The sequence below is a fragment of the Legionella fallonii LLAP-10 genome (assembly GCF_000953135.1).
Taxonomy (GTDB): Bacteria; Pseudomonadota; Gammaproteobacteria; order Legionellales; family Legionellaceae; genus Legionella; species Legionella fallonii.
Genome location: NZ_LN614827.1, coordinates 2,438,920 through 2,463,582, shown reverse-complemented (window position 1 = coordinate 2,463,582; position 24,663 = coordinate 2,438,920). Strand labels below are relative to the sequence as shown.

Below are 24,663 nucleotides of genomic sequence, written 5' to 3'. Positions count from 1 at the left end.
TATTAGGGAGTACTGCGTGAGCTACTTTAAAGAGCTCGATGAAGAGCTGAAATGCTATCTAGAGCAGGCGCAAATAGAAAAATGTTATCAAGCATATCTGGTTGCTGAAAAAGCACACCATGGCCAAATGCGCCGATCAGGCGAGCCTTATATTACCCATCCCGTAGCCGCAGCCTTAATTCTTGCAAGAATGAGGCTGGACTACCAAACGATTATGGCTACTTTACTCCATGATGTGGTTGAAGATACTTCTATTAGTAAAGAAGATTTAACACGTCAATTTGGCGAAGAAGTGACCGCGTTAGTTGATGGCGTAACTAAATTAACAAAAATAAAATTTGAATCCAAAGCTGAAGCACAAGCGGAAAATTTCCGCAAAATGGTTTTAGCTATGGTCAAAGACATCCGTGTTATCATTGTGAAGCTGGCTGATCGCCTACATAATATGCGTACTTTAGGAGCTATGCCTTATGCCAAGCGCCGACGCATTGCCATTGAAACACTTGAAATTTATGCTCCTATTGCCAATCGCTTGGGGATGCACTCCATCTATGTTGGACTAGAAGATTTAGGTTTTCAGGCCTTATATCCTATGAGATATAGAGCCATTAAATCGGCAGTGGAAAAATCTAGAGGCAACAGACGGGAATTAACGCAAACTATTGAAAAAGATCTCCAGCACGCTTTAGCCCAGCTTAATATTCCCTATGAGCAAGTATTTGGTAGACAAAAGCATTTATACAGTATTTATCGCAAGATGCGTTTGAAAAAGGCATCGTTTACTGAAATTACCGATGTATTTGCTTTTCGTGTGATCACAGAAGACATCGATTCCTGTTATAGGATTTTAGGGGCATTACATTGTACTTATAAGCCAGTTCCTCAACGCTTTAAAGATTATATTGGCATCCCTAAAGCGAATGGTTATCAATCGTTACACACGACTTTATTTGGTCCTTTTGGGGTGCCACTCGAGGTGCAAATACGTACTCGAGAAATGGATAAGGTAGCGGATAATGGCGTTGCGGCACACTGGATTTATAAATCTTCTGGTTTGGAAGTTAATGAAGCCCAATTGCGAGCAAGGGAGTGGGTGCAAAGTTTATTGGAAATGCAACGTAGTACAGGAAGTTCACTGGAATTTATTGAAAACGTAAAAATTGATTTGTTCCCAGATGAAGTATATGTTTTTACCCCTAAAGGGCATATTATGGAGTTACCTAAGGGGGCTACGCCTGTAGATTTTGCCTACACAGTCCATTCTGGCGTGGGGAATAGTTGTGTTGCTGCCAAAGTAAATAGACGATTGGTGCCATTGAGTATTCCATTATCTAATGGTCAAACAGTTGAAGTGATTACTGCTCCTGGAGCCCATCCCAACCCTTCATGGCTAAATTTTGTTGTGACAGGTAAAGCTCGCTCTAATATTCGTCATTTTCTGAAAAGCCAGCAACATGCTGAGTCAATCGTTTTAGGCAAACGGTTATTGGAGCAAGCTCTTGCTGAATTATCGAGCGATTACGCAAAAATACCACCGGAGTCCCTGCATGCCTTACTTAGCGATTTACACTACAAAACACAAGATGATTTGTTGTATGCCATAGGGATAGGGAACCAGATGGCAATGGTGATTGCCAAACGTTTGGTTGTCGAACACGACTCTAATGAACTGGATAGAAATAACAAAACTTGTCCTTTAGCTATTAAAGGAACAGAGGGGATGGTGGTGCATTTTGGTGAGTGTTGCCAACCTATACCCGGTGACAATATTGTTGGAAAATTTCAACAAGGAAGAGGTATTATTGTCCATTCCAGCGAATGCTCCACCTTTAAAAATTCACGTAGCCATCCTGAGCAATTTATTGCTCTACGCTGGGATGAGAAAGTCCAAGGAGAATACTGGGTTGATATCACAGTAGATGTTCCTAATGAACGAGGAGTACTAGCTGCTCTAGCAACAGCTATTTCGGAATCAGAATCGAATATAGGTAACATTAATGTTGATCCACGTGATGGGCGTCATAATGCAGTTACTTTTTCAATCAGTGTTAATGATAGAACTCATCTTGCTCGAGTGATGCGTCGATTAAGATCGAATAAAGTAGTAATGCGGCTCTATAGAAAAAAACAAGGGGATAATTAATGCGACCAATCAATACTAAATTGGCACCAGAAGCTATAGGTACTTACAGTCAAGCAATATGTTGCGGTGACACGGTTTACTTGTCAGGTCAAATTCCACTTGATCCCCAAACGATGCAACTATGTAGTGATGATATTAAGTCGCAAATTAATCAGGTCATAGAAAATCTAGCTGCTGTCTGTGAGGCAGCCGGCGGTTCTTTAGCTCATATTGTAAAATTGTCTGTTTATTTGACTGATCTAAGCCATTTTCCCTTGATCAATGAAGCAATGAGTCGTCATTTTGTTGAGCCGTATCCTGCTCGAGCTGCAATCGGTGTTGCCGCGTTACCTCGGGGTGCGCAGGTTGAAATGGATGGCATTATGGTTTTACCTTCAGCTAATAGTTAGTTATGAGTAATGAACAATACGACCGTACCGCTCGTGTCATGTTTTTGCTGGTCTGGGCTATTTTATTTATTGGATTATTTTTATTTTTTTACTACCAGGGGCAGCCTGAAAAGCAGGCATACATCTCTGGCCGCAGTGAAATGGTTTTAAGTGCGACTCAAGACGGTCATTATCACGTTAAAGGAACAATTAATGATTATCCTGTGAAGTTTCTTGTCGACACAGGAGCAACACTAGTTGCTATTCCCCAAAGTGTTGCTGATCGCCTACATATTAATGGCAGTTATCCCATAACGATGACGACGGCCAATGGCGAAGTCACAGGATATTTGACTCGAGTGCAAAAACTGTCTTTCGGGGAGTTTTCTTTGCAGGATGTTAAAGCAGTTATTATGCCCAACAGTAGTGATGATGAAGTATTGTTGGGGATGAATGTATTATCTAAATTTAATTTAGAGCAGCAAAATAAGAAGTTAATATTAAAGCGAATTAATTAAAATTATCGCTAAAATCGTAGTCCGGTTGCTTACAACCGGGAAATATTGAGTGAAAGATATGATTCTGGGTAAGAACAACCAGGTTCCGTTCTTTGTTGATTGAGTAAGAGTTTTTATATGAGTATAGTTTCCCTAAATGACGTCACGCTTATCCTTGCCGGTAATTATTTGCTAGATCAGGCCAATTGGCAAATTCAACCTCAAGATAGAATTGCTTTGGTTGGACGAAATGGTGCTGGAAAATCCACTCTTCTTAAGTTGTTACAAGGCAATTTCATTCCTGACAGCGGTCAGATTCAACAACTTTCTGGATTGCGTGTAGCAGGGCTTACTCAAGAAGTACCTATGACTGATGAAGAATCGGTTTATCATTTTTTGGTAAAAGGATTAGGCGAAGTCGGAGAAGCATTAGCGCAATTTAATGAGTTATCTCAGCAAGAAGACATGGATAAATTGGCTCTATGCCAACAAAAAATGGATAATTTGCATGCATGGGATTTATTACCCAAGATTGAAACTATGGCTACTCGCTTAGGTATTAATATTGCTGCACAGATGAATAGTCTCTCTGGTGGAATGAAAAGACGTGTTCTACTTGGTGCGGCACTTCTTACATCCCCTGATTTGTTATTATTGGATGAGCCCACCAACCATTTAGATATAGAAGCAATTGAATGGCTGGAGTCTTATCTAAAAAGCTTTAATGGCAGCGTAGTAGTGGTCACCCATGATAGAGAGTTTTTAGGGCAGGTGGCTAATAAAATTGTAGAAATTGATAGGGGTAAGCTCTACCAGCATGAATGTGATTATGAAACTTATTTGGATAGGCGTGAAACCATAAGGCTTAGCGAACAAAAACAGAATGAATTATTTGATAAAAAACTAGCAGAAGAGGAAGTTTGGATTCGTACCGGTGTCAAAGCGAGACGCACTCGTAATGAAGGAAGAGTGCGTGCCTTAAAAGCATTAAGAGATCAGTACAAAGCACGCCGTAATCAGTTAGGAACAGTAAAATCTTTGGCGGTGGATGTAACCCGTTCTGGCTCTATGGTGATTGAAGCGGAGCAAGTCAATTATGCAATTGCTGATAGAACCTTAGTACGCAATTTTTCATTATTACTGACTAGAGGGGATAAATTAGGCATTATTGGCCCTAATGGCTGCGGTAAGACGACTATGGTTCGTTTATTATTAGGGGAGCTACAGCCTGATTCCGGTACTATTAAACAAGGCACCTCCTTAAATGTCGCCTATTTTGATCAGCTACGTAGTCAACTACAAGAAGATAAAACAGTGATGTTTAATGTAGGCGATGGTGCTGATTATGTCACTATTAATGGCAAGCAAAAGCACGTGGCCAGTTATTTGCGTGAATTTTTATTTTCTGCGGAGCGATTCAACCAGCCTGTGTCTTGCTTATCGGGCGGAGAAAAAAATCGGTTACTTTTAGCTAAGCTGTTTGCCAAACCAGTCAATTTGTTAGTAATGGATGAGCCTACTAATGATTTAGATATTGAAACATTAGAGCTTTTAGAAAGTATGCTTGTAGAATACCCAGGAACGCTCATTTTAATTAGTCATGATAGGGCTTTCATTAATCAGGTTGTGACTAGTGTGCTTGTTTATGAGGAAGATGGGCAATTTAATGAGTTTGTTGGTGGTTATGACGAATATAAAATGCACAAAAAACAGCAACGTGAAGTTGCTGCCAAAACAGCTTCTGCACCAAAACGAAGTAATCCAACGAATAAATTGAACTTTAATGAGCAAAGAGAATTATCCAGATTACCTCAGCAAATTGAGCAGTTAGAAAAGAAGATTGCGGCGTTACAATTACAAATGGCTGATCCCCAATTTTATCAACAAGATGCGCAAACCATTGCCAAAGTTGGTCAAGAATTGGCGAAAGAAGAGGCTTTATTGACTGAATATTTTGAGCGATGGGAAGCTCTGGAAGAAAGACAATAAGCTTTCAAGGCAAAATATTCGAAATATAGTGATGCTGTTTGTATAGAACGTACATCAACATCGCTAGTTTTATATATGATTTTATATATTGAGAAAAGGAATAAATATGTTATTTACTTTAGCAGCAGTGGTTTTTTTTGCTGCCATCATCACGTTTTTTTCGCAAGAATTTATAAGAATGTTTAAGAAGATAATGGACATTAAGGGAGCTAAATTAGTTCTTCCTTTGTTGGCAGCATCTTGGCTTATGCTCAGTTATGATTATTGGGCCTTATGGGTAGTATATTATTTTCGTGAGGTACTGAATTGGCTTGTAAGGATGTTAACTTATATAATTCCATTTGGCCAAGTATCTTCTTATATAGCATGCATTATAGTATTAACTATCCTTCCTCTCGCTCCGGTATTTGGTTTTGATTTGCTGATTTATCGCAAAAAAAACTTTAAACCTTATCCCCATACCTATCTTGTTAGTTCGTGCATCTGGTTGGTCTGTGCTTTGGCTTTAATTGTGTTATAGAGTTAAAGGACTATACATTCTATGGAATGTCAAATCCAAAGTAGCCTTGATTACGCTGCACTGCATCAAGGCTACATAGGTTATATTTAGGTCAGGTTGTTGGCCGACCTATGTTACACAGGATTGCTCGCACTTTCTTGTATTAATATCCAGAAGACAGTGATGAAGAATATTCTTCTCTGTCAGTTTGTAACATAGTCATCATCCCGCCAAAAACTAAATTAATCCCGTTGATTATAGGACTAATCAAGGCAACAAATAGGGTAATAGCCGCAGCTATCAAAAATACGGCTGAATTTCCCATATTCTCCTTGGCATTTTCTGGATCTAATATGATTAAATCAATAATGGATTTACAACCTAATAAAAGGGACAACAAAGCAGACTCCGCCGCTAGAATTGAAGAACAAACAGGAGCAGTCACTATAGAAGCTGCTCTATGCCAAGGATCTGATTTAGAACGATAAGGTTGAAAAAATAATGATGTTATTTTTACTAGCTCACCATCTAGCGCTTTATCGACAACGTCCTTTGTAACACCACAATTATTTCCTAGAAATTGATTAAATTTATCTATGGGCATAATACTATTCCTATTCAAAATCTAACTGCATTACTACGGCCATTATTGCTTATCCCTAAATATTGTCTTTCTTAGGCCTCTTACATCACCACATTATTGTTGGCTAGCACGTAATAAATCGTTTATCAGTACGTTGCATCTTGCACTTTAAACAATCTGTTAGTTATGCAAGAGGTCTATTATTTAAAGACATTTCCTCAATTTGTAAAGGGCACCTTTTACTTTTTAACGTTACCGTAGGCCATTGCCAAAACCGACACCGCTATCTATATCGTCTATTGACTCATCATAGATAGGGGCAGAAGGCTGCGCCTGGGGATCAATATTGCCTGCTTTGAGGAAGAAGACATTATTTTTGCCTTGAGCTCCAGTGACATTTTGTGCTTTGTGCAACAATTGACTCATCGCTTGATGATGCTGCTGGAGTTCTTGTTCTATCAGTGCAATGGTATTCGCCGTTTGTTCTATTTGCGCATTGATATTAGGAATGGTTACTTCACTAATGTCATTGGCTTTTTTACATTCATCAAAGATAGTTGATTCATTCTCACTAATGATTTTCTTATTATTCTCAACTTGCTCGTCATTAGATGATTTTTTGCAGTGAGCTACTATGGCAATAATCACTGAAACAACGGCCACTATAGCAAATGCTCCGGGAATAGTAAGGAGTATTGGATTTAGTAATATTGCACCATTGATTATGCCTGCACTAATAAGACCACAACTGATACCAAAAAGCGAACTGTAAAACGAATTAGCTCTATGAAAAGCAGCCGATTCGCTACTAAGAGCAAGTTGCTTATTTTCCTCTTTAAGTCGTTCATTTTCTTTAATGAGTAGTGGCTTAGAAGTGATGAATTGTCTCAGTTGTTCATTACTGTCCGCTAAATTTTGTTGCAACATACGTAGTTGTTCTTTTTCTTTACGCAATGATTGATTAATTTCTTGTTCTTTTTCTTCCATTTGATTGCAGTTCTTCATTATTTCAATAATTGTTTTTAATGCTTCACGCTCGCTGAATTTGATTTTAGAAGCACCGCCTTGTTGTAGAGTCAACTCGAGCTGGCTAGTAAAAACAGAGTAGCTTGTTTTGAAGACTTGACTCATCAGAGCGCTACGTTGGTTTTCTTGCGCATAATCTTGTGTTGCTATGAGTTGTCTTAACCTTTCTTGATTTTTAGGGGATAGTTGTTGGAGGGTGAAATCATCCTGTTTTCTAGCGACGTCACGATGAAATCGTTCTTGACTTCTGATTTGGCGTTGCTGTTCTTTATTGGGAAGGACGAATTCTATTTGTCGTTTTACCTCACTATATCGTTCTTCAGCATATTTTTTTTCACTAAGTAAGCCATTTAGTTTTTGTTCTCCTCGCTTATATTCTCCTTCTTTCGAATCAGCAAGGGAATCTAACCTTTGTTGTTCTGCATTGAGCCTATTTTCTTCATTTAAAAGTCTATCCCAGATAATTTGATCTTGTAATGAAAGAACAAGACCAGAGTTTGCGTAGGGTTGGGGGTAGATAACAGTCGATGGATGGGTATGGACGGTGCCCTGCGGAAATTGTATGCCATAAAGATAGCGATTACTCAATATTTGGCGCTCATTACGATTTCTTTCAAGTGCCTGCCCCACTTGCTCAAGGTTTACTTTCAATTCCTGTCGTTCACTGTGTAAGCGCTCAAAGTGCCCTTGTTGAACAAAACACTTTACATCCAATTGCGACATAGTTCGTTCTAATACTGGCAACTCTTTAGCATAACTTTCATGTAAGAGATTGTCGTTAATTTGCTCTTGCTCATCGGCAGCTACTTCCTGAATATCATTGTTTCTTTGTGCCTCACAGGCCAATTGAGTGTGTTTTTGAATAAATTCTTGCCTTTCTATACTGATTTGTTCGGAGAGCAGTGAATTAATTGCGTTGGTTACGGTTAATAAAGGTTTCCTTTCCAGGAGATATTGGCGAAGGCCATGGTAATTGGACTCGCTAATGGCAGCATTAGTTTGCTTTAGAACTAGATCACTGATAATGATATCTGATAACGCCATGATTCGTGACTCCTCGGTAATTAAATTATTAACTTAACGTGTATGTATTAAACTATTCGGTGAATCAAAATATTCAGGAGGGTCGTGCAATGCTTTTGAGCGAGCTAATTGCAATTTAAGTCCCGTTTTTTATTTAACTGGTAATCTATTCCTCCTCATTGCTTGATGTTGCCCGTTTAAAATTGGGGCTATTATGTCAGACGAATGTTAAGGAATTGTTAAGTGAATGTTACTTAATTGTAAATTTCATTGTGTTTTTTTGATTTATCATGGTGAAAATTATTTTGTTATTGTCAACAATCCATAATGTTTTTTTGAGCTACATTGATAGAGTTCCGCATTACCAAGAACTGGTTTTGAAAACAGTTTTTCAGTACTATAAACAGAGATATGGATGAAGTAATTAATAAAAATTCTATTTATTTATAAGGACTTAATCATGGATTTAAAAGTACATAACAAAACGGCGCTAGTTACCGGATCAACTGCGGGCATAGGGTTTGCTATTGCCCAATTACTTGCAGAAGAGGGGGCAACGGTAGTTATTAATGGGCGCACTCCAGAAAGAGTGGCCGATGCAATAAAAAAAATAAAATCGTCTTACCCTGCAGCGAAACTGATCTCCGCTCCGGCTGATTTAAGTGACAAAAAAGGAATTGATGCCGTGATTGAGCAGATTCCTGTGGTTGATATTCTGGTTAATAACTTCGGTATTTACGAAGTAAAACAATTTAATGATATCTCCGATGATGATTGGCTGAGATTATTTAATGCTAATGTGATGAGCGGGATACGCTTGTGTCGTCATTACTTAAATAATATGTTTACAAAAAACTGGGGAAGGGTAATTTTTATCTCCAGCGAATCAGGATTACAAGTTCCCGTTGAAATGATTCACTATGGAATGACTAAGACGGCGCAACTTGCTGTATCACGAGGACTAGCAGAAATGACTATTGGCACTAATGTTACGGTAAATTCTATACTGCCCGGTCCAACTAGTACTGAAGGGGTAAAGGAATTTATTATTAGTGCAAGCAAAGAGCAAAAGAAAACGCCCAAACAAGTAGAAAGTGAATTGTTTACTACAATGCGTCCCTCCTCTTTGTTGCAACGTTTCGCTGCACCAGAAGAAGTAGCAACCATGGTCGCTTTTTTATGCAGTCCTTTATCGTCGGCTACCAATGGCGCTGCGGTGCGAGTAGAGGGTGGGATTATCCGCGCTATTGCTTAATTACGTTTTGCTACTGCTTAGTACCAACGTACATTCGGAAGAACAGGTATACTCTCTTGAGGGAGAGGGGATAAGCAGTAGAATAAACTCAGCAGCACTAAAAAGCTCTCTCCTTAACCTTCTCCCGCGATTTATCATCGATTTTCAAACAGAACTCTAGAGTATCCTCTAGGTCTTTGTTCCTTAACCTGACGGTTATAGGCCTCGGGGTCCAATCTACTTAAGTTGACGCCATTACCTGAGCACTTGCTATCTAATGGCTCATCATTCTCTCATGATCTCGCTACCAATTAACGAACTACGGATAAACTATAATTAACAATAAAATATATTGGAGACTCGGTTATGAAAGCAAAGTTGCCTATATATGCAGTTCATTCCGTGGACGAATATAAAAATTTTCTCTCCGGCAGCAAAGAAAAGCGTTCCATTCCATCTGGTGTTATGTCTCTCAGAACATCACTTGATGAGATGCTTACAGATGGTGAAGGGGATTTGACAAAGCATTTACAGCGATTAGTTGAGGAAGATAAAGTCTTACTCATCTCTAGCCTCATCAAAAAGGATCAACCATCATTTTGCAGGATACTTTTTCCTGCTCTATTGGATACATTGGATGATACATTAATACTAGAAGATATTGTGTTCCATGATGAGAAGGAGGAAGAAAATCAATGGTTAAATAATACGTGCTCGGCATTAATTAAGCGAGTACTCCAAGACGATGATGGAGAACAATTGCCATTGGCTCATTGTCAACGAATCATGACTTTGGCTATGGAAAAGATACCGGATACCTTAATTGATCTTCCTTCCAAATTGGCCATACACAGAGAAATTATTCCTATACCTGAGTATCTGCATTTAACTTATAAAGAACTAGTTAACCCTTTGAGAAAAAATAAATTTTCAGGGAATCTTAAACTGGAGGAGTTTATAGTAGCGACTTGTAAGTCTGATTTAGATAAATCTGAATATCTATTTTTAACGATGGGATTATTACAAAAGTATTCTTTGAATAATGAGCACTTCAAGAGTCAATTAGCTCGATGTCGTCAGCTGTATATGGAAACTGATTATGAGGAAGCTATTAAAATCATTACTAATTTATGTAATGAGTATGAGAATGATATTGGTAAAGAAGCGTGCACCGCTATCGTAGATATACAGTCTGAATTATTAGAGGTTTCGATATATGAAAATTACAGTCGACGCTTTTTTGAAAACAGGATTGCTGCTCTTTATCAAGGGCAATGTATCAATAAGGAGGCTATAGCTGCTATTAATCGGATAGCTAAATATTTTTTGAAGGGGGAGACAAGACATGCCCTTAATGCTGAAGAGGCTATAGCCGCTGTTTTGATTTTAGATGAACTAGACGATGAACACATTATAGAACTGGAAATAGAATTAAAAGAAAATTCTACGGATTGGGAACTCCGTGGTCGCCGTAGGAAAAAAGGGCTAATTTCTGAATATCAACGGGCTATGGGAGAGAAAAGTGATGTGGTTTTGACTAGAAATAAGGGAGTGATGCGTTCGTCACAGCCAAATTTCCACGATGAATTAAGTGAACATGAATTAGAAAATAGAGGACCAGATATTTACTACAGTGATTCAGAAGATTCTTATGAATTTGTACGCAAGCGATCTCCCTTTGTTGCCTCTATATCAGGCCATGCCTTTTATGGAGTCGCTCTTCTTCTGACTTATGTTGAACGCAATAAGTTGAGTCCTACAAAGAATGAAGATATTAATCATTTTTTGAAAATCTATAACTTAGTATATGTCCGTGAGGGATTTCATAGTTTATTGGAGGTAATGGATGTTTTTACTCAACCTTACGTAAGCGAAAGGTGTGCTAAGTATGGTCTAGTCATTGATACTCAATGGCCAGATTTTATTTTAGAACAGGCATTTAAAGACACTCAAGAGTATACAAAGCAGCTGTGCAAACAGCAGGCTGTTGGGGAGCAATTAAGTTCTCGTTTACATGATGCTGTGGCGCGAGGTGAGCGTAAAACGGTACGTACCTTACTTATTGAAGGTCATGATCCCAATCAAGTATCTGCTCAAGGATTAACTCCATTAATTATTGCTCTTAAAACAGGACATGGAGGAATTACCAAAATACTACTAGATGCAGGTGCGGATCCAACACAATCCTTATTCATTGCTATTAAAGAGCGAGATAACGTGCTGGTAAAATCTTTATTGCAACACGACATCGATATTTCATTAACAGTCGAAGACTATGATCTCTTGGATTTTGCGAAATGGCATGGAGGCGAAGAAATGCATGCACTTCTTCTCCGATATTTAAATCAACGGGGTAAAGCATGTAGGGAAAAAATCAACTCTATTAATATGGATAACTCTCATCTCAGTCGACTGCTCGCCATTGAACAACTTAAAGATTTTGACATTAACGAAGGTACAGAAATAGATGATCTGATGATGTTAGAAACAGCATTAAGGTGCTTTTTTATTTTGGATTCAGTAGAGCTACCTATGACAAAAAAAGAAGCAGAACAACAAGTAGAAGGGCAGCCTTTTCTCTTTATGGCGATAAAAGGCGAACGAGAGGATCTCGTTGTCGCAGCTCTTGAAGCAGGCGCTGATCCCAATGCAAGACTGAGCGATGGATGTACCCCTTTATTTCTTGCTGTTGAAAATAATAAAGAAAGAGAGGTTTTATTATTAATAAAAAAAGATGCTGATGTTAATTTAGCTTTGTATGAGGATGGTTACTCTCCTTTGCATATGGCAGTAGAGAATGGTAATCGCGCTTTAATTGAAATACTTATCAGGGCAGGCGCGGAAGTAACGCAAGACAGTGAATCTTGTGACTCTCCGCTTGCTATAGCAGTGAGGAATAGGGATAGAAATGCTGCAGAACTATTAATTAAGGCTGGGGCCGATCCTAATGGGCTATCTGTTGATGGGAGAGGTCTTCTTAATATAGCCATTCAACATCACGATTCTTTTATGATTAGTTTATTGTTGGACGCCGGGGCTATCTGCAGCCAAAATGATAAAAATAATCTATTAATTAATGCGCTATATGATAACGATCTAACTATGGTCGAGCTTTATTTGAGCGTGGGTGCCTCGGCTAATGCTAGTGACCACGAGGGAGAGCCCGCCATTTGCATTGCATCGAGAAAAGGTTTGACTCCGATAGTTGAAACATTACTCAAAGCAAAAGCAGATCCAGATGCTTATCATTTATATGAAGAGGAATTCCAAAACTTTAATGCATTGCAGATGGCAATTAAAAATGGACACAGTGCCATAGTGGCTCTTTTACTGGAACATGAAGCAAGCCTCAGTTATACAGATAGAGAGGGTTTAACAATGGTACAATTGGCAAAGGCACACAATCATCCCTTGATTGTGCAATTGCTCGAGGAATTTTTAGGGGAAAAGGTGTCTTCGTTGAGAAGACAAATCGATGCTCTTGATGACAACTCTGAGCATGAAAATAGAAAAGAAGCACTTATTGCCCTTCAGGAATTTGCAGACACAGTTGAGAAAGATCCGGGGAAATTTGAGTCTTTGGTACTTAGAGTTCAATTTTTTATAAATTTAGACGAACAATATAAATGTTTTTTAAAGCTGCTTACTGAAAATAAAATACAGAGAAGTAAAATTGAAGACGTAAAACATTGTTTTGAACACGAGTTTAAAAATTTAAAGGAAAATAATGATTCTTGGGGGGCGCCAGAAAGGGCGAAAAAGGCTATTGGCGACTCTATTTTTAAATCAAAATTGAAGTTATTTGAGCGCGAAGAAAAAAAATCAGATTTGGAACAACCCTCTCAGAAAAATAAAAATAGTCCGTCGAATATTTAATGACGTGAAAATCAAATGTAGATACTGTCCTTAAAGACAGTATCTACTTATATTGCAGGTTGAGCCTAAACCCATAAGGAGTAGATGAGGTCGTCTCCCCTTTTTTCTCGATGGAGAGAGGATAAGAAACGGAATAATACCTTGTTAGCACGAAAAGCCCTCCACCTGTGCAATGAGTTCTGTTTGTAAATCGATGATAAATCGCGGGAGAGAGCTAGCGAGGTTATTAGATAGTTCTTTGTTTCTTAACCTGGCGCTTATGGCCCCTTAATCCGAGATACTTCTTAAGAAATTAGCTTTATGCGAATAGTTTTATGTATAATGCCATCAATTTATTTTCAGGCTGTATTATGAATAAGCAAGATTTTTATTTTGATCTTCCTCCAGAATTGATTGCCCAATACCCCTTGGACAGTCGGAGTGATTCGCGATTGTTATGTTATAACCGTCAGAAAAAAGAACATGGCCATTATCAATTTAAGGATATTGTTAATTTTTTAGAACCCGGTGATCTATTAGTAATGAATGATACTAGAGTCATTCCTGCTCGACTTTATGGCCAAAAATTAACTGGAGGAAAAGTTGAATTATTAGTAGAGCGAATTACCGGGGAATTTACTTTTCTTGCTCATATTAAGGCCAGTAAAGCTTTAAGACCTGGCGGCATTATTCAATTAGAACAAGGTAATCAACTTGAAGTTATAGACAGGCGAGATGATTTATTTGTTTGTAAAACGAGTATTAGCGTATTAGAACTATTAAATCGTTTAGGACATATTCCACTGCCTCCTTATATTGCGAGACAGGATGAATCATTAGATGCCGATCGCTATCAAACAGTTTATGCCAAATATGCTGGCTCTGTAGCAGCGCCAACAGCGGGACTTCACTTTGACGAGGCTGTTTTATCCAGTTTAAATGCTAAAGGGATTAATATTGCTTATGTTACTTTGCACGTCGGTGCTGGAACCTTTAGACCCGTGCGTTGCGATAATATTAAAGAACATAAAATGCATAGTGAACATTTTATCATTAGCCCAGAATTAGTTAATGCCGTGAAGGCAACAAAAGCCGCTGGAAAAAGAGTGATTGCTGTGGGGACAACCGCATTGCGCAGCTTGGAGAGTGCGGTTAACGCTGGTGAGCTTACTGCTTGCAGTCGCGATACGGACATTTTTATTTATCCTGGTTATCAATTTAAAATTTGTGATGGACTAATGACTAACTTTCATTTACCTGAGTCTACTTTATTAATGCTGGTTTCAGCGTTTATTGGTCATCAGGAAGCGATGGACTTATACCAGGAAGCAATTGATAAAAAGTATCGTTTTTTCAGTTATGGCGATACAAGCTTATTACTTTAATAATTAGTTAATATGCTCTAAAAACAAAGTATGTAGGGGGGATAATGAATGTTGGATAGGGAACAAAGCTATATACCTATAATGACTTCGGAAGCAGGTTTATGTCTTACTTCAGCGAATTGGCAAGAAGCGAAGATCAACACGATGAGCTTCCATCTGGACTCTTTACTGTTGAAGCCAGGCTATGATTTCTTGAAAAAAATCCATGACTTAGCCCAGTATTTAGGGTGGTCCGGAGGCCTTATCCTCAATGCAACAAAATGCGTTGCCAATAAGGGGGGAGTCTTTACTCTCGTTTCGCCTTATGATGGGAGCAAAATTAAGTTAAGTTATGAGCAATTAGTCGAGTTAATTCAGCATATAAAACCTGATGCTGTACTTTTACCTCTCAAAATCATACGTGAGTTTCCCCAACTTTGGGATAACTGGAATGATGCTATTATTCCTTTTATTGCAGCAGAAGATTTATCACAGCAAGAGTTACAAAGACAGCATGGTGTTTATTTCAACATCAATCATTCTAGCTCTAACGCTTTAGCCGACGAGTTAAGAAAATGGTCTGCTTTACCGCGATATATTATTGGGCATGGCGATTTGGCAAATCTAGATGAGCTGAAAAAAGACGAATCTCTATGGATAGAATCGGATGCGCCTGCGGCTATGGCGATGCGTGGAATAGTGTTTAGTCAGCAGGGCAATCTTCATTTAATTGAAGACGTTTATGCGATGCAATTTACAACTATAGATGCTGCTTGTGCTTGTCCTAGTTGCTCTCAGCGGTTTACCAAAGCCTATTTACATCATTTATATTTACATACTCCTTTGTTATGTCAGCGATTTCTAATTCAACATAATGTTTACTATGCGCAAAATTATGTAAGAAATTAAATTGAAATTGATTCCTTTCATTTACCTTATGAGTAATTATCTATATGATGTCACGCTGTTGACCAATAGACTTTTTTCAAAACTCTATTGTAGTGGTACGTGTACAGTATTGTTTTGCGTTCCGTGTTTCTTACTACAGCAAGTTTCGAAAGAAGTCTAGTAAACTTCCAATGCAATCAATTAATAGCAGATTTGAGGAGAGATTATATGAGTTTTTTTATTAGTGATGCTTTTGCAGCAGCAGGGGCGCCCGCAGCCGCTCAAACTGACGGAACCTTTTCACTCATAATGATCGTGGCCATCTTTGTGTTGTTTTATTTTATGTTAATTAGACCGCAGAATAAAAGAGCAAAAGAGCATAAAGCATTGATTAACCAGTTAAAGAAAGGTGATGAAATCGTTACCAACGCAGGAATTTTAGGTAAAGTAGTTAGCTTAGATGATCAATACATCAAAGTAAGTCTTGCTGAGGGCGTAGAGATTAGTATGCAACGAGGTGCGGTAACTACCGTATTGCCTAAAGGCACTTTAAAATCTCTTTAAGTCAGTCATAGGGACACGGAAATGCAAAATAAATATCCTCTATGGAAAAACCTGATGTTGATTGTTATTGCCATCATTGGGTTTATTTACGCCATACCAAATTTATATACCGAAAACCCTGTAGTGCAGATTTCTTCAGATGCTCCAGTGGATAAAGAGGAATTGGCTACTCAAGTAGAAAATACCTTGAAAAAAGCAAAAACTGATTACAAGGCCCTAAATACCGAAGGGGAGGGGCTTGAGGTAATTTTTTCCTCTACTGATTCTCAATTATTAGCTAGGGATATCATTAAAAATAGCTTGGGCAGTCAATATACGGTCGCCTTAAACTTAGCGCCGTCAACTCCTCATTGGTTAGAAGTTATTCATGCTAGACCGATGAAACAAGGATTGGATCTAAGAGGGGGGGTGCATTTTCTTCTTGAGGTTGATGTTGAAAGCGTTATTAGTCGTCGTTATGAAGGGATAATGAAAAATATCGGTCAAGAATTGCGTGACATTGGTGTCCGCTATTCCAGTATTCGTTATATTTCTGACAAAGGAATTGACTTGCGTTTTCGTGATGCGGAGTCTATGGATAAGGCGCTTATTGAGTTAAAGCAAAAAATATCGGATGTCGTCTTTGTAAAAACTAAGGTGAACAATGCCATTTTGGGTTCTATTTCTCCTGCTGAACTGAATTCGATTAGACAAAATACTATCGAGCAAACAATGAGTATTTTGCGCAATCGCGTCAATGAGTTGGGGGTGGGGGAAGCCGTGGTGCAACAACAAGGGGCTACTCGCGTCGCCGTTGATTTGCCTGGTATCCAAGATGCTGCTCGCGCGAAACAAATTTTAGGTGGTACAGCGACATTGCAGTTTTATTTAGTGGATCAAGAAAACGATCCGCAAATAGCAAAACAAACTGGTGCAGTACCTGTTAGTGATAAATTATATATGATGGATGGCCATCCTATATTATTAAAAAGAATGGTCGTTCTAAGTGGCGATTCCATCACTTCTGCCGTATCTAGTTTTGATCAGCAAACTGCAACTCCAGCAGTACAGATTCAACTAGGTGGTGGCGGTGAGAGCTTATTCACTAAAATTACACGTGAGAATATTGGTAAACGCATGGCTATTGTCTATGTTGAAACCAAAAATACGATGCAGACAGTCAATGGAGTGGAAAAAAGAGTTACTCACAGAGAAGAGCGGGTCATTAGCGCTCCCGTGATTCAAAATGCTTTGGGTAGCAATTTTCAGATCACTGGACTTACTGATACCAAAGAAGCAAGTAATTTGGCTTTACTATTAAGAGCTGGGGCTTTACCCGCAGCAATTTACCCTATTGAAGAGCGAACTGTTGGTCCCACTTTAGGTAAAGAAAATATACGCCGTGGAATGGTGTCACTAGAAGTGGGCATGGGGTTAATATTAGTCCTGATGCTTGTCTATTACAGACTATTTGGTTTAATAGCAAATATTGCTCTATTACTTAACCTTGTTCTACTGTGTGCGCTATTATCCATTATAGATGCTACCTTAACCCTTCCAGGAATTGCCGGGATTGTATTGACGGTAGGTATGGCTGTGGATGCCAACGTGCTGATCTATGAACGTATCAGGGAAGAGTTGCGCCTTGGATTATCTCCTCAGGCTGCAATATTCGCGGGCTATGAGCGAGCGTTTGCAACTATTTTAGATGCCAACGTGACTACTTTTATAGTGGCTGTAATTCTATTTGCAGTGGGTACTGGACCAGTTCGTGGGTTTGCAGTAACTCTGTCTTTAGGGCTATTAACTTCCATGCTGACAGGTATTACTTACACCCGAGCGATTGTTAACTGGTGGTACGGTGGCCGCAATGTGAAAAAATTATCTATAGGTATTTAAGGCGAGGCTTAGATGGAATTTTTTAATCCAAATTCAAAAGTGGACTTTATGGGAGCTCGTCGCTGGACAGCGACGTTTTCTATATTGATTTTTGTTCTTTCTATTGGGGCTTTGGCTATCAATGGATTAAAGTGGGGGCTTGATTTTACGGGGGGGACGCAAATTGAAATCACCTATCCTAATGCTGCGGATTTAGCATCCATTCGAGAAAATCTGAGTAAAGTGGGTTTCACAGAAGCTCAGGTGGTGAGTTATGGTACTTCTAAAGATGTTCTTATTAGTATTGCTCCTCGAGCAGATAAAGATCAGACCCTTTTAGTCGATCAGGTGATGAACGCTTTACCTGGAGCAACAAAGCAGCGAGTTGACTTTGTTGGACCTCAAGTAGGCCAGGAGCTTGCAACCAAAGGGGCGTTGGCAATTCTTGTTTCTTTATTGGCAACTATGATTTATATTGCCATGCGTTTTGAATATAGACTTGCTGTGAGTTCTGCGGTTGCTTTGGTTCATGATCCTGTATTGATATTAGGAATTTTTGCTTTATTTGGGATTGAATTTGATCTTAAAGCATTGGCAGGTTTGCTTGCTGTTATTGGCTATTCTTTGAATGATACTATAGTTGTTTTTGATAGAGTGCGTGAAAACTTTATCAAAGTCCGTCGATCTACTCCTATTGAAATTATGAATATTTCAATTAACCAGACTCTTTCAAGAACGATTATGACCTCCATGCTGACCTTATTTGTTGTCGTTGCCTTATTTGTTTATGGCGGCGAAACAATTCATGGTTTTGCTCTGGCTTTAATTATAGGTATTGTCATTGGTACTTATTCTTCTATTTATGTTGCTGGTGCTTTGGCAGTAGCCATGGGGCTAGATAGAAAGGATTTTATGCCTAATCAGCGTAAAGCTTTGGATGATAAGCCTTAATTAGTGCTGACTTTGACCATTTTCGAATTGCCGACGAAAGTCGGCATCTATAAAGCGTTTAAAAGCCAATGAATATTGGCTTTCTCCGGTAGTTTTTCTAAAAATAGTAGCTTCTTGTTTATATACACCAAACACAGTGTACCTGGAGTCGCATTCAGGGTAGCTCTACATCGCGGAGATCCCCATAGTAGGCTCAGATATAACCGCTTGTCTCAAGTCACTGATAAAGCGGTTAATCATTTTAAGTTCTTGTATTAATAGAGCTTTATCATTAGCAATGGCCTCTATTCTTTTTTCAATATTTTCAATGCGTCTTTCCAAAAGGCTAATTTCGTTTGTACATGTCATGACAGAAATACTATGACTTTGCGAGGGGGAGCAACCAATGAGCGTACTTCTTTGTAAATATCGTTCAGTTCTACCGCCTTCAATTGATTGATACTGTGCACGCCAGCGTTGCTCATCCTTATCTATTTGGCTACTTGCTTCATTAAGTGTTGCTAATTTTTCTTTTTGAAAAGAGAGTCGAGAAGTTAGTTGTTGTAATTCGTTCTGGGTATTTTCTTCGCGAGTGGAAATCTGGATAAAAGGATCCGCATATTCTTTATTTAATTTTACTAATTGTCCAATAGGGAGAGCTTTTATGTGATTATAAAACTCATTAACTGTCATTCGTTTTAAAAAATAAGGCATGCTTTTATCCTTTATGATAGATATGAAAACATGTTAAAGTATGAGTTTAAATCCGTCAACAATAAAAAAAATCAATAAGTTCGATAAAAAAACAATTTGATGTGTTTGTATAGAGTATCTGGAGAAAAGGCACATCAATGTGCCTTTTCTATTGGATTTATATTCATTTTATTTTTGCAATGCACTATTTTGTGTGGAATAGTCTTCACTTTCTTCAACTTGCACATTCATTCTTGCTCCAAGATCGGTATTGTGGCGTTCCTCGGATTTTTGTTGAGTCTCAGTTGCCTCGGGGCTATTGCCTATGATACTTGGAAAATGCTTTACAGGAGCATTACAGCATCTAGGTACGGTGTCTACTGGGCCACCTAGACCTTGTAAAGGTTGAGAGCAGTTATTTGATGGTGTTGGCTCATCACATTGATGTGGTTTTTTAGATTCTGTACTTTTAGCTACTCCAAAACCAATAACTCCCGACACAAGTCCTAGACCAGAAGCTATCATTGATGTTAGAGCAAGAATACCTAATGCGCCAATACCTAAAGGAGCTAACACACCTGTAGCAATCAAAACAACACTAACCAACAAGCCAACAAAAAAGCCTGCGGCAAATGAAGTACCTGTTATCTTTAACGTACGTTGAGCCGCTAATGGTTCTACTGGCACGGGTTCGCTTTTATCTTCAGTGATAGCTATAGGGGGAGTCGAGCGACTATCAGTACCAGTTTCAATAGGAGTTGGCGTTATAGGTTGCTCTTCAACAGGTAGGGGAAATAATGCCTGAATATCTTGTTGATATTGAGCCCACTGAAATTGCCCTGCATCTTGATTATATTTCTTGATTTGTGTGGCTTCATAACCATATTCAGGGGATTCAGCAGCGCTAACCATTGCATCGAAATCCGCTGGGTTATCATCAAGGATATAAATATGAGTTGGTTTAGACGTATTATTTTCTGGAGCTCTTAAGCTAGTGTGGATTGCATTATTTTTCCATCCTGTATCATCAATAGTTAATTTACCTATTTCTTCCGCAGAAAACCCGTGATATTTCAGTAATGCGTGAATGTAGTCTTGGCGATTTTTGGTAATAATTTTTACTGTAATGCTGGAATTATTTAAGGCTTGTTTGAAAAATGCAACAGCATCAGCACTCATGAGTACATCAGTATCCTTTTGAGTGTAATTAAAATTGCTGTCGTATTTACCAAATTTGGCTTCAAATATTTTTTGTACTTCTTCAGGGGATTTTAGAGGGGTATGTTTATAATTTCTTTGGATTTTTCCAACTTCATAACCATCCATCAGAGATTGATAAAACTCACCAAAAACAGTCTTGCTACCTTCTTTGCTAGTGATAGTTCCATCAAAATCAGTAAAAATCAAAACTTTTGTCATTATGCTACCTGTCTATTTATATGGGATTAAGGATTATAAATGCTTGCCACTTAAGGAAATATTAAGCTTCCACTCATTTTTTGATGCTATTTAAATTATATACAATAAAGATAATTGACGTTTGTAGGGGGAAGCTGTTGCTAGGCATGATCAGTTTTGGCTATGATCGTAATCGTTCACGGAGCATATGATTTTCCGAGAGCCCGATAAAAAACAGTCGTTGCGTTCAACAAAGCATCGTTTTAGATTGCTTCGCTAAGCTTGCAAAGACGAGCCAGGCATGCCCCATGAGCGACAACCTCTTATTTAAGTGTTAATCAATCAATAATTTATCCATTTTGGCGGCACAGATAAAATCATTATGACTAAGGCCATTCAATGCATGGGTCATAAAACTAACATGGCAATAGTTGTATCCAACTTCTAAATCCGGGTGATGATTTTCGTTATTCGCTATCCAGGCAAGAGCATTAACAAAGGCCATCGTTTCATAAAAATTATCAAAAGAAAGTGAACGTTTAATCACGCGGTTGTCATCACTAACTTGCCATTGTTGATTGAGCTGAGGCATTAAATTACTTATTTGTTCTGCATTGAGCGCAACACCTATACCTTCGCACGAGACACAATGTTTTTGGCTTAAATCACTAGTCATTATAGTTCCTTTTTATTATTAAATACTTAAGATCAATTGTTCATGTAATTTCTTTTTTAATACCCATATCATAGAGGATATTGATAATTTATGCTTTTGTTTTCATTTCTCAATGGTGTGCTATCGCTGCAGATAATAATTGTTCAATGCATTAAGAAAACGTGAGTTTTGTTCTGTCGTGCCAATAGTTACTCTAATGTAATTGTTCATTTTGTATGCATGTAATGGTCTGACTATAATACCTTGCTCCAGAAGATAATTATAAAGAACTAATCCGTCTTTTTCGCAATCAAAAGTTAGAAAGTTACAGGATGAGGGTAAGTAATTGATGTGTAGCTTATTAAAGCCATCTTGGATTTGTTGCATCCCTTCGCTATTGGTCTGTAGGCTTAATCGGATAAAATCGTCGTCATCTAAGGCAGCAAAGGCTGCAGCAAGTCCTGCTTGATTGACCGTAAAAGGTAATTGCACTTTATGCAGTAGCTCGATAATCGAGGGATGAGCTATAGCATAACCTAAACGTAATCCTGCCATGCCGTATATTTTTGAAAAAGTGCGAGTGATAACGAGATTGGGGTGTTCCACCAACCAGTCCAAACTATTACACTGCAACTGCGAGGCAGCAAATTCATAATAAGCTTCATCAAGTACTAAAAGAGTGCTTTCCGGAATGCGTTCTAACAAATATTTAATTTCTTGGGGGTTCATTAAAACGCCAGTTGGGTTATTGGGATTTGCTATAAAAATTAAACCCGTATTTTTATCACAGTGTTGAATAAGGTGCTCTATATTCACTTGCCAAGTAGGATTTATAGGCGCGATACGAACAGGAATATGTAGTGTTTTTGCCTGGATTGCATAGGTACTAAAGGCATATTCATGGGTCAGTATATGCTTATCGTTATGCAGTGCAAAACAATAGAGTAACATGCTAAAGAGATGATCTGAGCCATTGCTTAAGAAGAGTTGCTCCACAGGTATTTGTAACTTACCAGCCAATTTAGACATTAGAGGATGATTGGTTGGGGAGGGGTAGATCGCCACTGAATGAGCAGACATCGAATGCAAAGCAGCTAATGCTAAAGGACTGCAGCCAAGAGGATTTTCATTACTAGCCATTTTTATAATATCGGAAATTCCTTTTTCTCTTTTCAATTCTTCTATTGATTTACCTGGCTTGTATGGGGTTAAAGCGCGTATACCATCATGCGGTAGTAGGTGAAAATCAATAGACATAAGCTGATCCTTAAGCAAAATTAATCAATATCTTACCTAAGGCAGTAGCTACTGTCACCACTGTATTTAGGTTAATAAGAAAATTGGTGCATTGAGATATGATTTTGAACAGTTATTGCAATTTATAGTAGAGCAAGGTAACCTGCGCATCGCAACCAACCTCAGGAAATATAAATGATTTATCAAAAGGGATTTTCTCTCTTTGAAGTATTACTTTCATTAATTTTGCTAACTACAGTGAGTCTAGGGCTATTGACGCAACAAGGGCTAACTAGACAATGGCTCACTCAGTTGGAGTTACAGGTTCAAGCGTCACAATTTCTTGATCAAATTGATGAGTCTTTATTTTTAGGCGTTAAGAGATTTCCTGTTGCGCCACATCCTTACCATTTTGAAGCACAAGTAAACCAGCAGACATCTAATCTTAAGATTCATTGGTTTGAGCATTCAGGAACTATAATTCGACAGCGTAACTATCTTTCCGCAGTAACGTTTAGCAAGAGAGGGATGTCATGAGTCGTCAATCAGGTGTTGGTTTACCTGAAGTATTAATCAGTCTTTTTTTAACCGCATTCATTTTGACTACGTTAACGCAGTTTTATTTAAATAATAAACGCCAATACCTAGAGGTTCAGAAACAATTAGAGGAACATTTGGATGTGCAATGGGTTAGAGAGCTGCTCAGTGACAGCATTAGACGAGCAGGATTTACTCCTTGCCTGGGCATTACTCAATTAAAAGCTATGGATAGACGAAATTTTAAAAGTACTATTGCAGCAATTAAAATTGCTACCTCTCCTCAATCGTTAATTCAAATTAATCGCATGAGTGAGCAGTTTACCAAAATTATTACTGTCCAAAGTCCTACCCAATTGAGAGTTGCCAATGGAGATTTATTTAAGGAGTCGCACCCAGTGTTAATTGCGGATTGTGAGCATGCTGAAATTCATCAGATTTTACGAGTAGATAAAAGGGGTAACGATCATTGCATTACTTTAACCAAACCATTGATTTTTTCTTATGCCGCATCTACCTATATTGGTGAATGGTTTGAAGAGCAATGGTTTATCAAGCCCAATGCTAAAAAAGTTAATGCGCTTTATTATAAATTGTTTCAAGTTGAAGAATTGACTTCGTTAACTCATTCCTTACAAATCAATCAACAGCAAATCCAAGAAAAACAGTTAGTCGAGATAGTAATGGGATTAGCTAACCATAAAACAGAGAAATTAGTGGTGGCTGTTCGCGGATCATGAAAAACAGGAATAAAGGTTTTATATTGTTGATGACTTTATGTGCTGTTTTAGTGATAAGTGCATTATTAATTACCTGTTTGCATCATATTTTGATTTATCGCAAAGCATTAAATAAACAAGAATCGCAACATCAGAATTTTTATCAGCTAGAAGACATAGCCAAACGACTGGCCCAGATACCCAGCGTAACTACTAATAGAAGTTGTGTTGCAACACAAGACGTAGCTAATGAAACCGTACAATGGCTGATTAAGGGACGGGGATGTTTATTGACCGTAAGCCAAACACAATATCGATATATTATTGAAGATCTCGGTGACTTTCCTTGTCTGATCCTTCATAACAAACAGCAAAAACGCGCCACTCATCATATAAGGGTTTCTGTGTTGTTATTGGCTAATGAAGAGCATCAATCTTCATTATTACAGTTACGCTTTATTAAGCCGGCACTTACTGAAAATTGTATGGGCGAAGAGCACGTGGTTAATGAGGGAATAAGCAGTTGGCGTTACCTTGCTACACTAAACCTCTAGCATCATCACCGCGACTTTTGCTTGATTACAGCGCTTTGGTGTTCATTTACT

At 38.4% G+C, this 24,663-nt stretch carries 21 protein-coding genes; 15 read left to right on the top strand and 6 right to left on the bottom strand.

The window, feature by feature from the left end:
- Positions 1 to 16 precede the first annotated feature (16 nt).
- The 5 genes from spoT (at position 17) to LFA_RS09925 (ending at position 5,517) form a co-directional block, all read left to right on the top strand.
- Complete coding sequence (gene spoT, locus LFA_RS09945; protein WP_045096055.1) at positions 17 to 2,143, top strand: bifunctional GTP diphosphokinase/guanosine-3',5'-bis pyrophosphate 3'-pyrophosphohydrolase; 2,127 nt, start codon at positions 17 to 19, stop codon at positions 2,141 to 2,143.
- A complete protein-coding gene (locus LFA_RS09940) occupies positions 2,143 to 2,532 on the top strand; it encodes a RidA family protein (protein WP_045096054.1) in 390 nt (129 codons plus the stop codon). The genes spoT and LFA_RS09940 overlap by 1 nt, the downstream gene beginning before the upstream one ends.
- Before the next feature lie 2 nt (positions 2,533 to 2,534).
- Entirely contained in the window at positions 2,535 to 3,029 is a 495-nt protein-coding gene (locus LFA_RS09935; RefSeq protein WP_045096053.1) for a retropepsin-like aspartic protease family protein, read from the top strand.
- A gap of 117 nt (positions 3,030 to 3,146) precedes the next feature.
- A complete protein-coding gene (locus LFA_RS09930) occupies positions 3,147 to 4,997 on the top strand; it encodes an ATP-binding cassette domain-containing protein (protein WP_045096052.1) in 1,851 nt (616 codons plus the stop codon).
- A 106-nt stretch (positions 4,998 to 5,103) separates the two neighbouring features.
- Positions 5,104 to 5,517: a hypothetical protein gene (locus tag LFA_RS09925; RefSeq protein WP_045096051.1), complete on the top strand. Its 414-nt coding sequence runs from the start codon at positions 5,104 to 5,106 to the stop codon at positions 5,515 to 5,517.
- 142 nt (positions 5,518 to 5,659) lie between these two features.
- On the opposite strand, the gene LFA_RS09920 is transcribed toward LFA_RS09925, so the two are convergent.
- Both LFA_RS09920 and LFA_RS09915 read right to left on the bottom strand, forming a co-directional pair.
- Positions 5,660 to 6,100, bottom strand: a complete 441-nt coding sequence (locus LFA_RS09920) for a hypothetical protein (protein ID WP_045096050.1) — start codon at positions 6,098 to 6,100, stop codon at positions 5,660 to 5,662.
- A gap of 231 nt (positions 6,101 to 6,331) precedes the next feature.
- Positions 6,332 to 8,149, bottom strand: coding sequence for a hypothetical protein (locus tag LFA_RS09915; RefSeq protein ID WP_045096049.1), 1,818 nt, complete (start codon positions 8,147 to 8,149; stop codon positions 6,332 to 6,334).
- A 439-nt stretch (positions 8,150 to 8,588) separates the two neighbouring features.
- Here LFA_RS09915 and LFA_RS09910 point away from each other — a divergent pair, with 439 nt between their 5' ends.
- From LFA_RS09910 to secF, 7 genes are all read left to right on the top strand, one after another.
- A complete protein-coding gene (locus LFA_RS09910) occupies positions 8,589 to 9,383 on the top strand; it encodes an SDR family NAD(P)-dependent oxidoreductase (RefSeq protein ID WP_045096048.1) in 795 nt (264 codons plus the stop codon).
- 345 nt (positions 9,384 to 9,728) lie between these two features.
- Positions 9,729 to 13,238, top strand: a complete 3,510-nt coding sequence (locus tag LFA_RS09905; protein WP_045096047.1) for an ankyrin repeat domain-containing protein — start codon at positions 9,729 to 9,731, stop codon at positions 13,236 to 13,238.
- Between the two features lie 350 nt (positions 13,239 to 13,588).
- Complete coding sequence (gene queA, locus LFA_RS09900; protein WP_045097537.1) at positions 13,589 to 14,602, top strand: tRNA preQ1(34) S-adenosylmethionine ribosyltransferase-isomerase QueA; 1,014 nt, start codon at positions 13,589 to 13,591, stop codon at positions 14,600 to 14,602.
- A gap of 48 nt (positions 14,603 to 14,650) precedes the next feature.
- Entirely contained in the window at positions 14,651 to 15,490 is an 840-nt protein-coding gene (locus LFA_RS09895) for a tRNA guanosine transglycosylase family protein (protein ID WP_045096046.1), read from the top strand.
- Positions 15,491 to 15,697: 207 nt separating this feature from the next.
- Positions 15,698 to 16,033: a preprotein translocase subunit YajC gene (gene yajC / locus LFA_RS09890; protein ID WP_045096045.1), complete on the top strand. Its 336-nt coding sequence runs from the start codon at positions 15,698 to 15,700 to the stop codon at positions 16,031 to 16,033.
- A 21-nt stretch (positions 16,034 to 16,054) separates the two neighbouring features.
- Positions 16,055 to 17,911 carry a protein translocase subunit SecD gene (secD, locus tag LFA_RS09885; RefSeq protein ID WP_045096044.1) on the top strand — a complete coding sequence of 619 codons (1,857 nt, stop codon included), beginning with the start codon at positions 16,055 to 16,057 and terminating at the stop codon, positions 17,909 to 17,911.
- 12 nt (positions 17,912 to 17,923) lie between these two features.
- Positions 17,924 to 18,841 carry a protein translocase subunit SecF gene (gene secF, locus LFA_RS09880; protein WP_045096043.1) on the top strand — a complete coding sequence of 306 codons (918 nt, stop codon included), beginning with the start codon at positions 17,924 to 17,926 and terminating at the stop codon, positions 18,839 to 18,841.
- 165 nt (positions 18,842 to 19,006) lie between these two features.
- Here secF and LFA_RS09875 read toward each other — a convergent pair whose 3' ends face one another.
- The 4 genes from LFA_RS09875 to hisC all read right to left on the bottom strand — a co-directional run bounded on the left by LFA_RS09875 (position 19,007) and on the right by hisC (position 22,823).
- Positions 19,007 to 19,534, bottom strand: coding sequence for a hypothetical protein (locus tag LFA_RS09875; RefSeq protein ID WP_045096042.1), 528 nt, complete (start codon positions 19,532 to 19,534; stop codon positions 19,007 to 19,009).
- A 168-nt stretch (positions 19,535 to 19,702) separates the two neighbouring features.
- On the bottom strand, positions 19,703 to 20,932 hold the full coding sequence (locus LFA_RS09870) for a hypothetical protein (protein WP_052673932.1): 1,230 nt from the start codon (positions 20,930 to 20,932) through the stop codon (positions 19,703 to 19,705).
- A 313-nt stretch (positions 20,933 to 21,245) separates the two neighbouring features.
- Positions 21,246 to 21,587, bottom strand: a complete 342-nt coding sequence (locus LFA_RS09865) for a 4a-hydroxytetrahydrobiopterin dehydratase (protein ID WP_045096041.1) — start codon at positions 21,585 to 21,587, stop codon at positions 21,246 to 21,248.
- Between the two features lie 120 nt (positions 21,588 to 21,707).
- Positions 21,708 to 22,823, bottom strand: coding sequence for a histidinol-phosphate transaminase (gene hisC / locus LFA_RS09860; protein ID WP_045096040.1), 1,116 nt, complete (start codon positions 22,821 to 22,823; stop codon positions 21,708 to 21,710).
- A gap of 174 nt (positions 22,824 to 22,997) precedes the next feature.
- Between hisC and LFA_RS09855 the strand changes: the two genes are divergently transcribed.
- Genes LFA_RS09855 through LFA_RS09845 form a run of 3 tightly spaced genes read left to right on the top strand, consistent with a single transcriptional unit; the run spans position 22,998 to position 24,612 of the window.
- Complete coding sequence (locus tag LFA_RS09855; protein ID WP_045096039.1) at positions 22,998 to 23,339, top strand: type IV pilus modification PilV family protein; 342 nt, start codon at positions 22,998 to 23,000, stop codon at positions 23,337 to 23,339.
- Positions 23,336 to 24,079: a PilW family protein gene (locus LFA_RS09850; protein WP_045096038.1), complete on the top strand. Its 744-nt coding sequence runs from the start codon at positions 23,336 to 23,338 to the stop codon at positions 24,077 to 24,079. Before LFA_RS09855 ends, LFA_RS09850 begins: the two co-directional genes overlap by 4 nt.
- On the top strand, positions 24,076 to 24,612 hold the full coding sequence (locus tag LFA_RS09845) for a hypothetical protein (RefSeq protein WP_045096037.1): 537 nt from the start codon (positions 24,076 to 24,078) through the stop codon (positions 24,610 to 24,612). Before LFA_RS09850 ends, LFA_RS09845 begins: the two co-directional genes overlap by 4 nt.
- The last annotated feature ends 51 nt before the right edge of the window (positions 24,613 to 24,663 follow it).

Excerpts from the sequence above, each read along its gene's own strand:
- LFA_RS09870 (WP_052673932.1), bottom strand. The coding sequence starts at position 20,932 with ATGACAAAAGTTTTGATTTTTACTGATTTTGATGGAACTATCACTAGC.
- hisC (WP_045096040.1), bottom strand. The coding sequence starts at position 22,823 with ATGTCTATTGATTTTCACCTACTACCGCATGATGGTATACGCGCTTTA.
- LFA_RS09865 (WP_045096041.1), bottom strand. The coding sequence starts at position 21,587 with ATGACTAGTGATTTAAGCCAAAAACATTGTGTCTCGTGCGAAGGTATA.
- yajC (WP_045096045.1), top strand. The coding sequence starts at position 15,698 with ATGAGTTTTTTTATTAGTGATGCTTTTGCAGCAGCAGGGGCGCCCGCA.
- secF (WP_045096043.1), top strand. The coding sequence starts at position 17,924 with ATGGAATTTTTTAATCCAAATTCAAAAGTGGACTTTATGGGAGCTCGT.
- LFA_RS09855 (WP_045096039.1), top strand. The coding sequence starts at position 22,998 with ATGATTTATCAAAAGGGATTTTCTCTCTTTGAAGTATTACTTTCATTA.
- LFA_RS09935 (WP_045096053.1), top strand. The coding sequence starts at position 2,535 with ATGAGTAATGAACAATACGACCGTACCGCTCGTGTCATGTTTTTGCTG.
- secD (WP_045096044.1), top strand. The coding sequence starts at position 16,055 with ATGCAAAATAAATATCCTCTATGGAAAAACCTGATGTTGATTGTTATT.
- LFA_RS09895 (WP_045096046.1), top strand. The coding sequence starts at position 14,651 with ATGTTGGATAGGGAACAAAGCTATATACCTATAATGACTTCGGAAGCA.
- queA (WP_045097537.1), top strand. The coding sequence starts at position 13,589 with ATGAATAAGCAAGATTTTTATTTTGATCTTCCTCCAGAATTGATTGCC.
- LFA_RS09910 (WP_045096048.1), top strand. The coding sequence starts at position 8,589 with ATGGATTTAAAAGTACATAACAAAACGGCGCTAGTTACCGGATCAACT.
- LFA_RS09925 (WP_045096051.1), top strand. The coding sequence starts at position 5,104 with ATGTTATTTACTTTAGCAGCAGTGGTTTTTTTTGCTGCCATCATCACG.
- LFA_RS09905 (WP_045096047.1), top strand. The coding sequence starts at position 9,729 with ATGAAAGCAAAGTTGCCTATATATGCAGTTCATTCCGTGGACGAATAT.
- LFA_RS09930 (WP_045096052.1), top strand. The coding sequence starts at position 3,147 with ATGAGTATAGTTTCCCTAAATGACGTCACGCTTATCCTTGCCGGTAAT.
- LFA_RS09915 (WP_045096049.1), bottom strand. The coding sequence starts at position 8,149 with ATGGCGTTATCAGATATCATTATCAGTGATCTAGTTCTAAAGCAAACT.
- LFA_RS09940 (WP_045096054.1), top strand. The coding sequence starts at position 2,143 with ATGCGACCAATCAATACTAAATTGGCACCAGAAGCTATAGGTACTTAC.
- LFA_RS09850 (WP_045096038.1), top strand. The coding sequence starts at position 23,336 with ATGAGTCGTCAATCAGGTGTTGGTTTACCTGAAGTATTAATCAGTCTT.
- LFA_RS09845 (WP_045096037.1), top strand. The coding sequence starts at position 24,076 with ATGAAAAACAGGAATAAAGGTTTTATATTGTTGATGACTTTATGTGCT.
- LFA_RS09920 (WP_045096050.1), bottom strand. The coding sequence starts at position 6,100 with ATGCCCATAGATAAATTTAATCAATTTCTAGGAAATAATTGTGGTGTT.
- LFA_RS09875 (WP_045096042.1), bottom strand. The coding sequence starts at position 19,534 with ATGCCTTATTTTTTAAAACGAATGACAGTTAATGAGTTTTATAATCAC.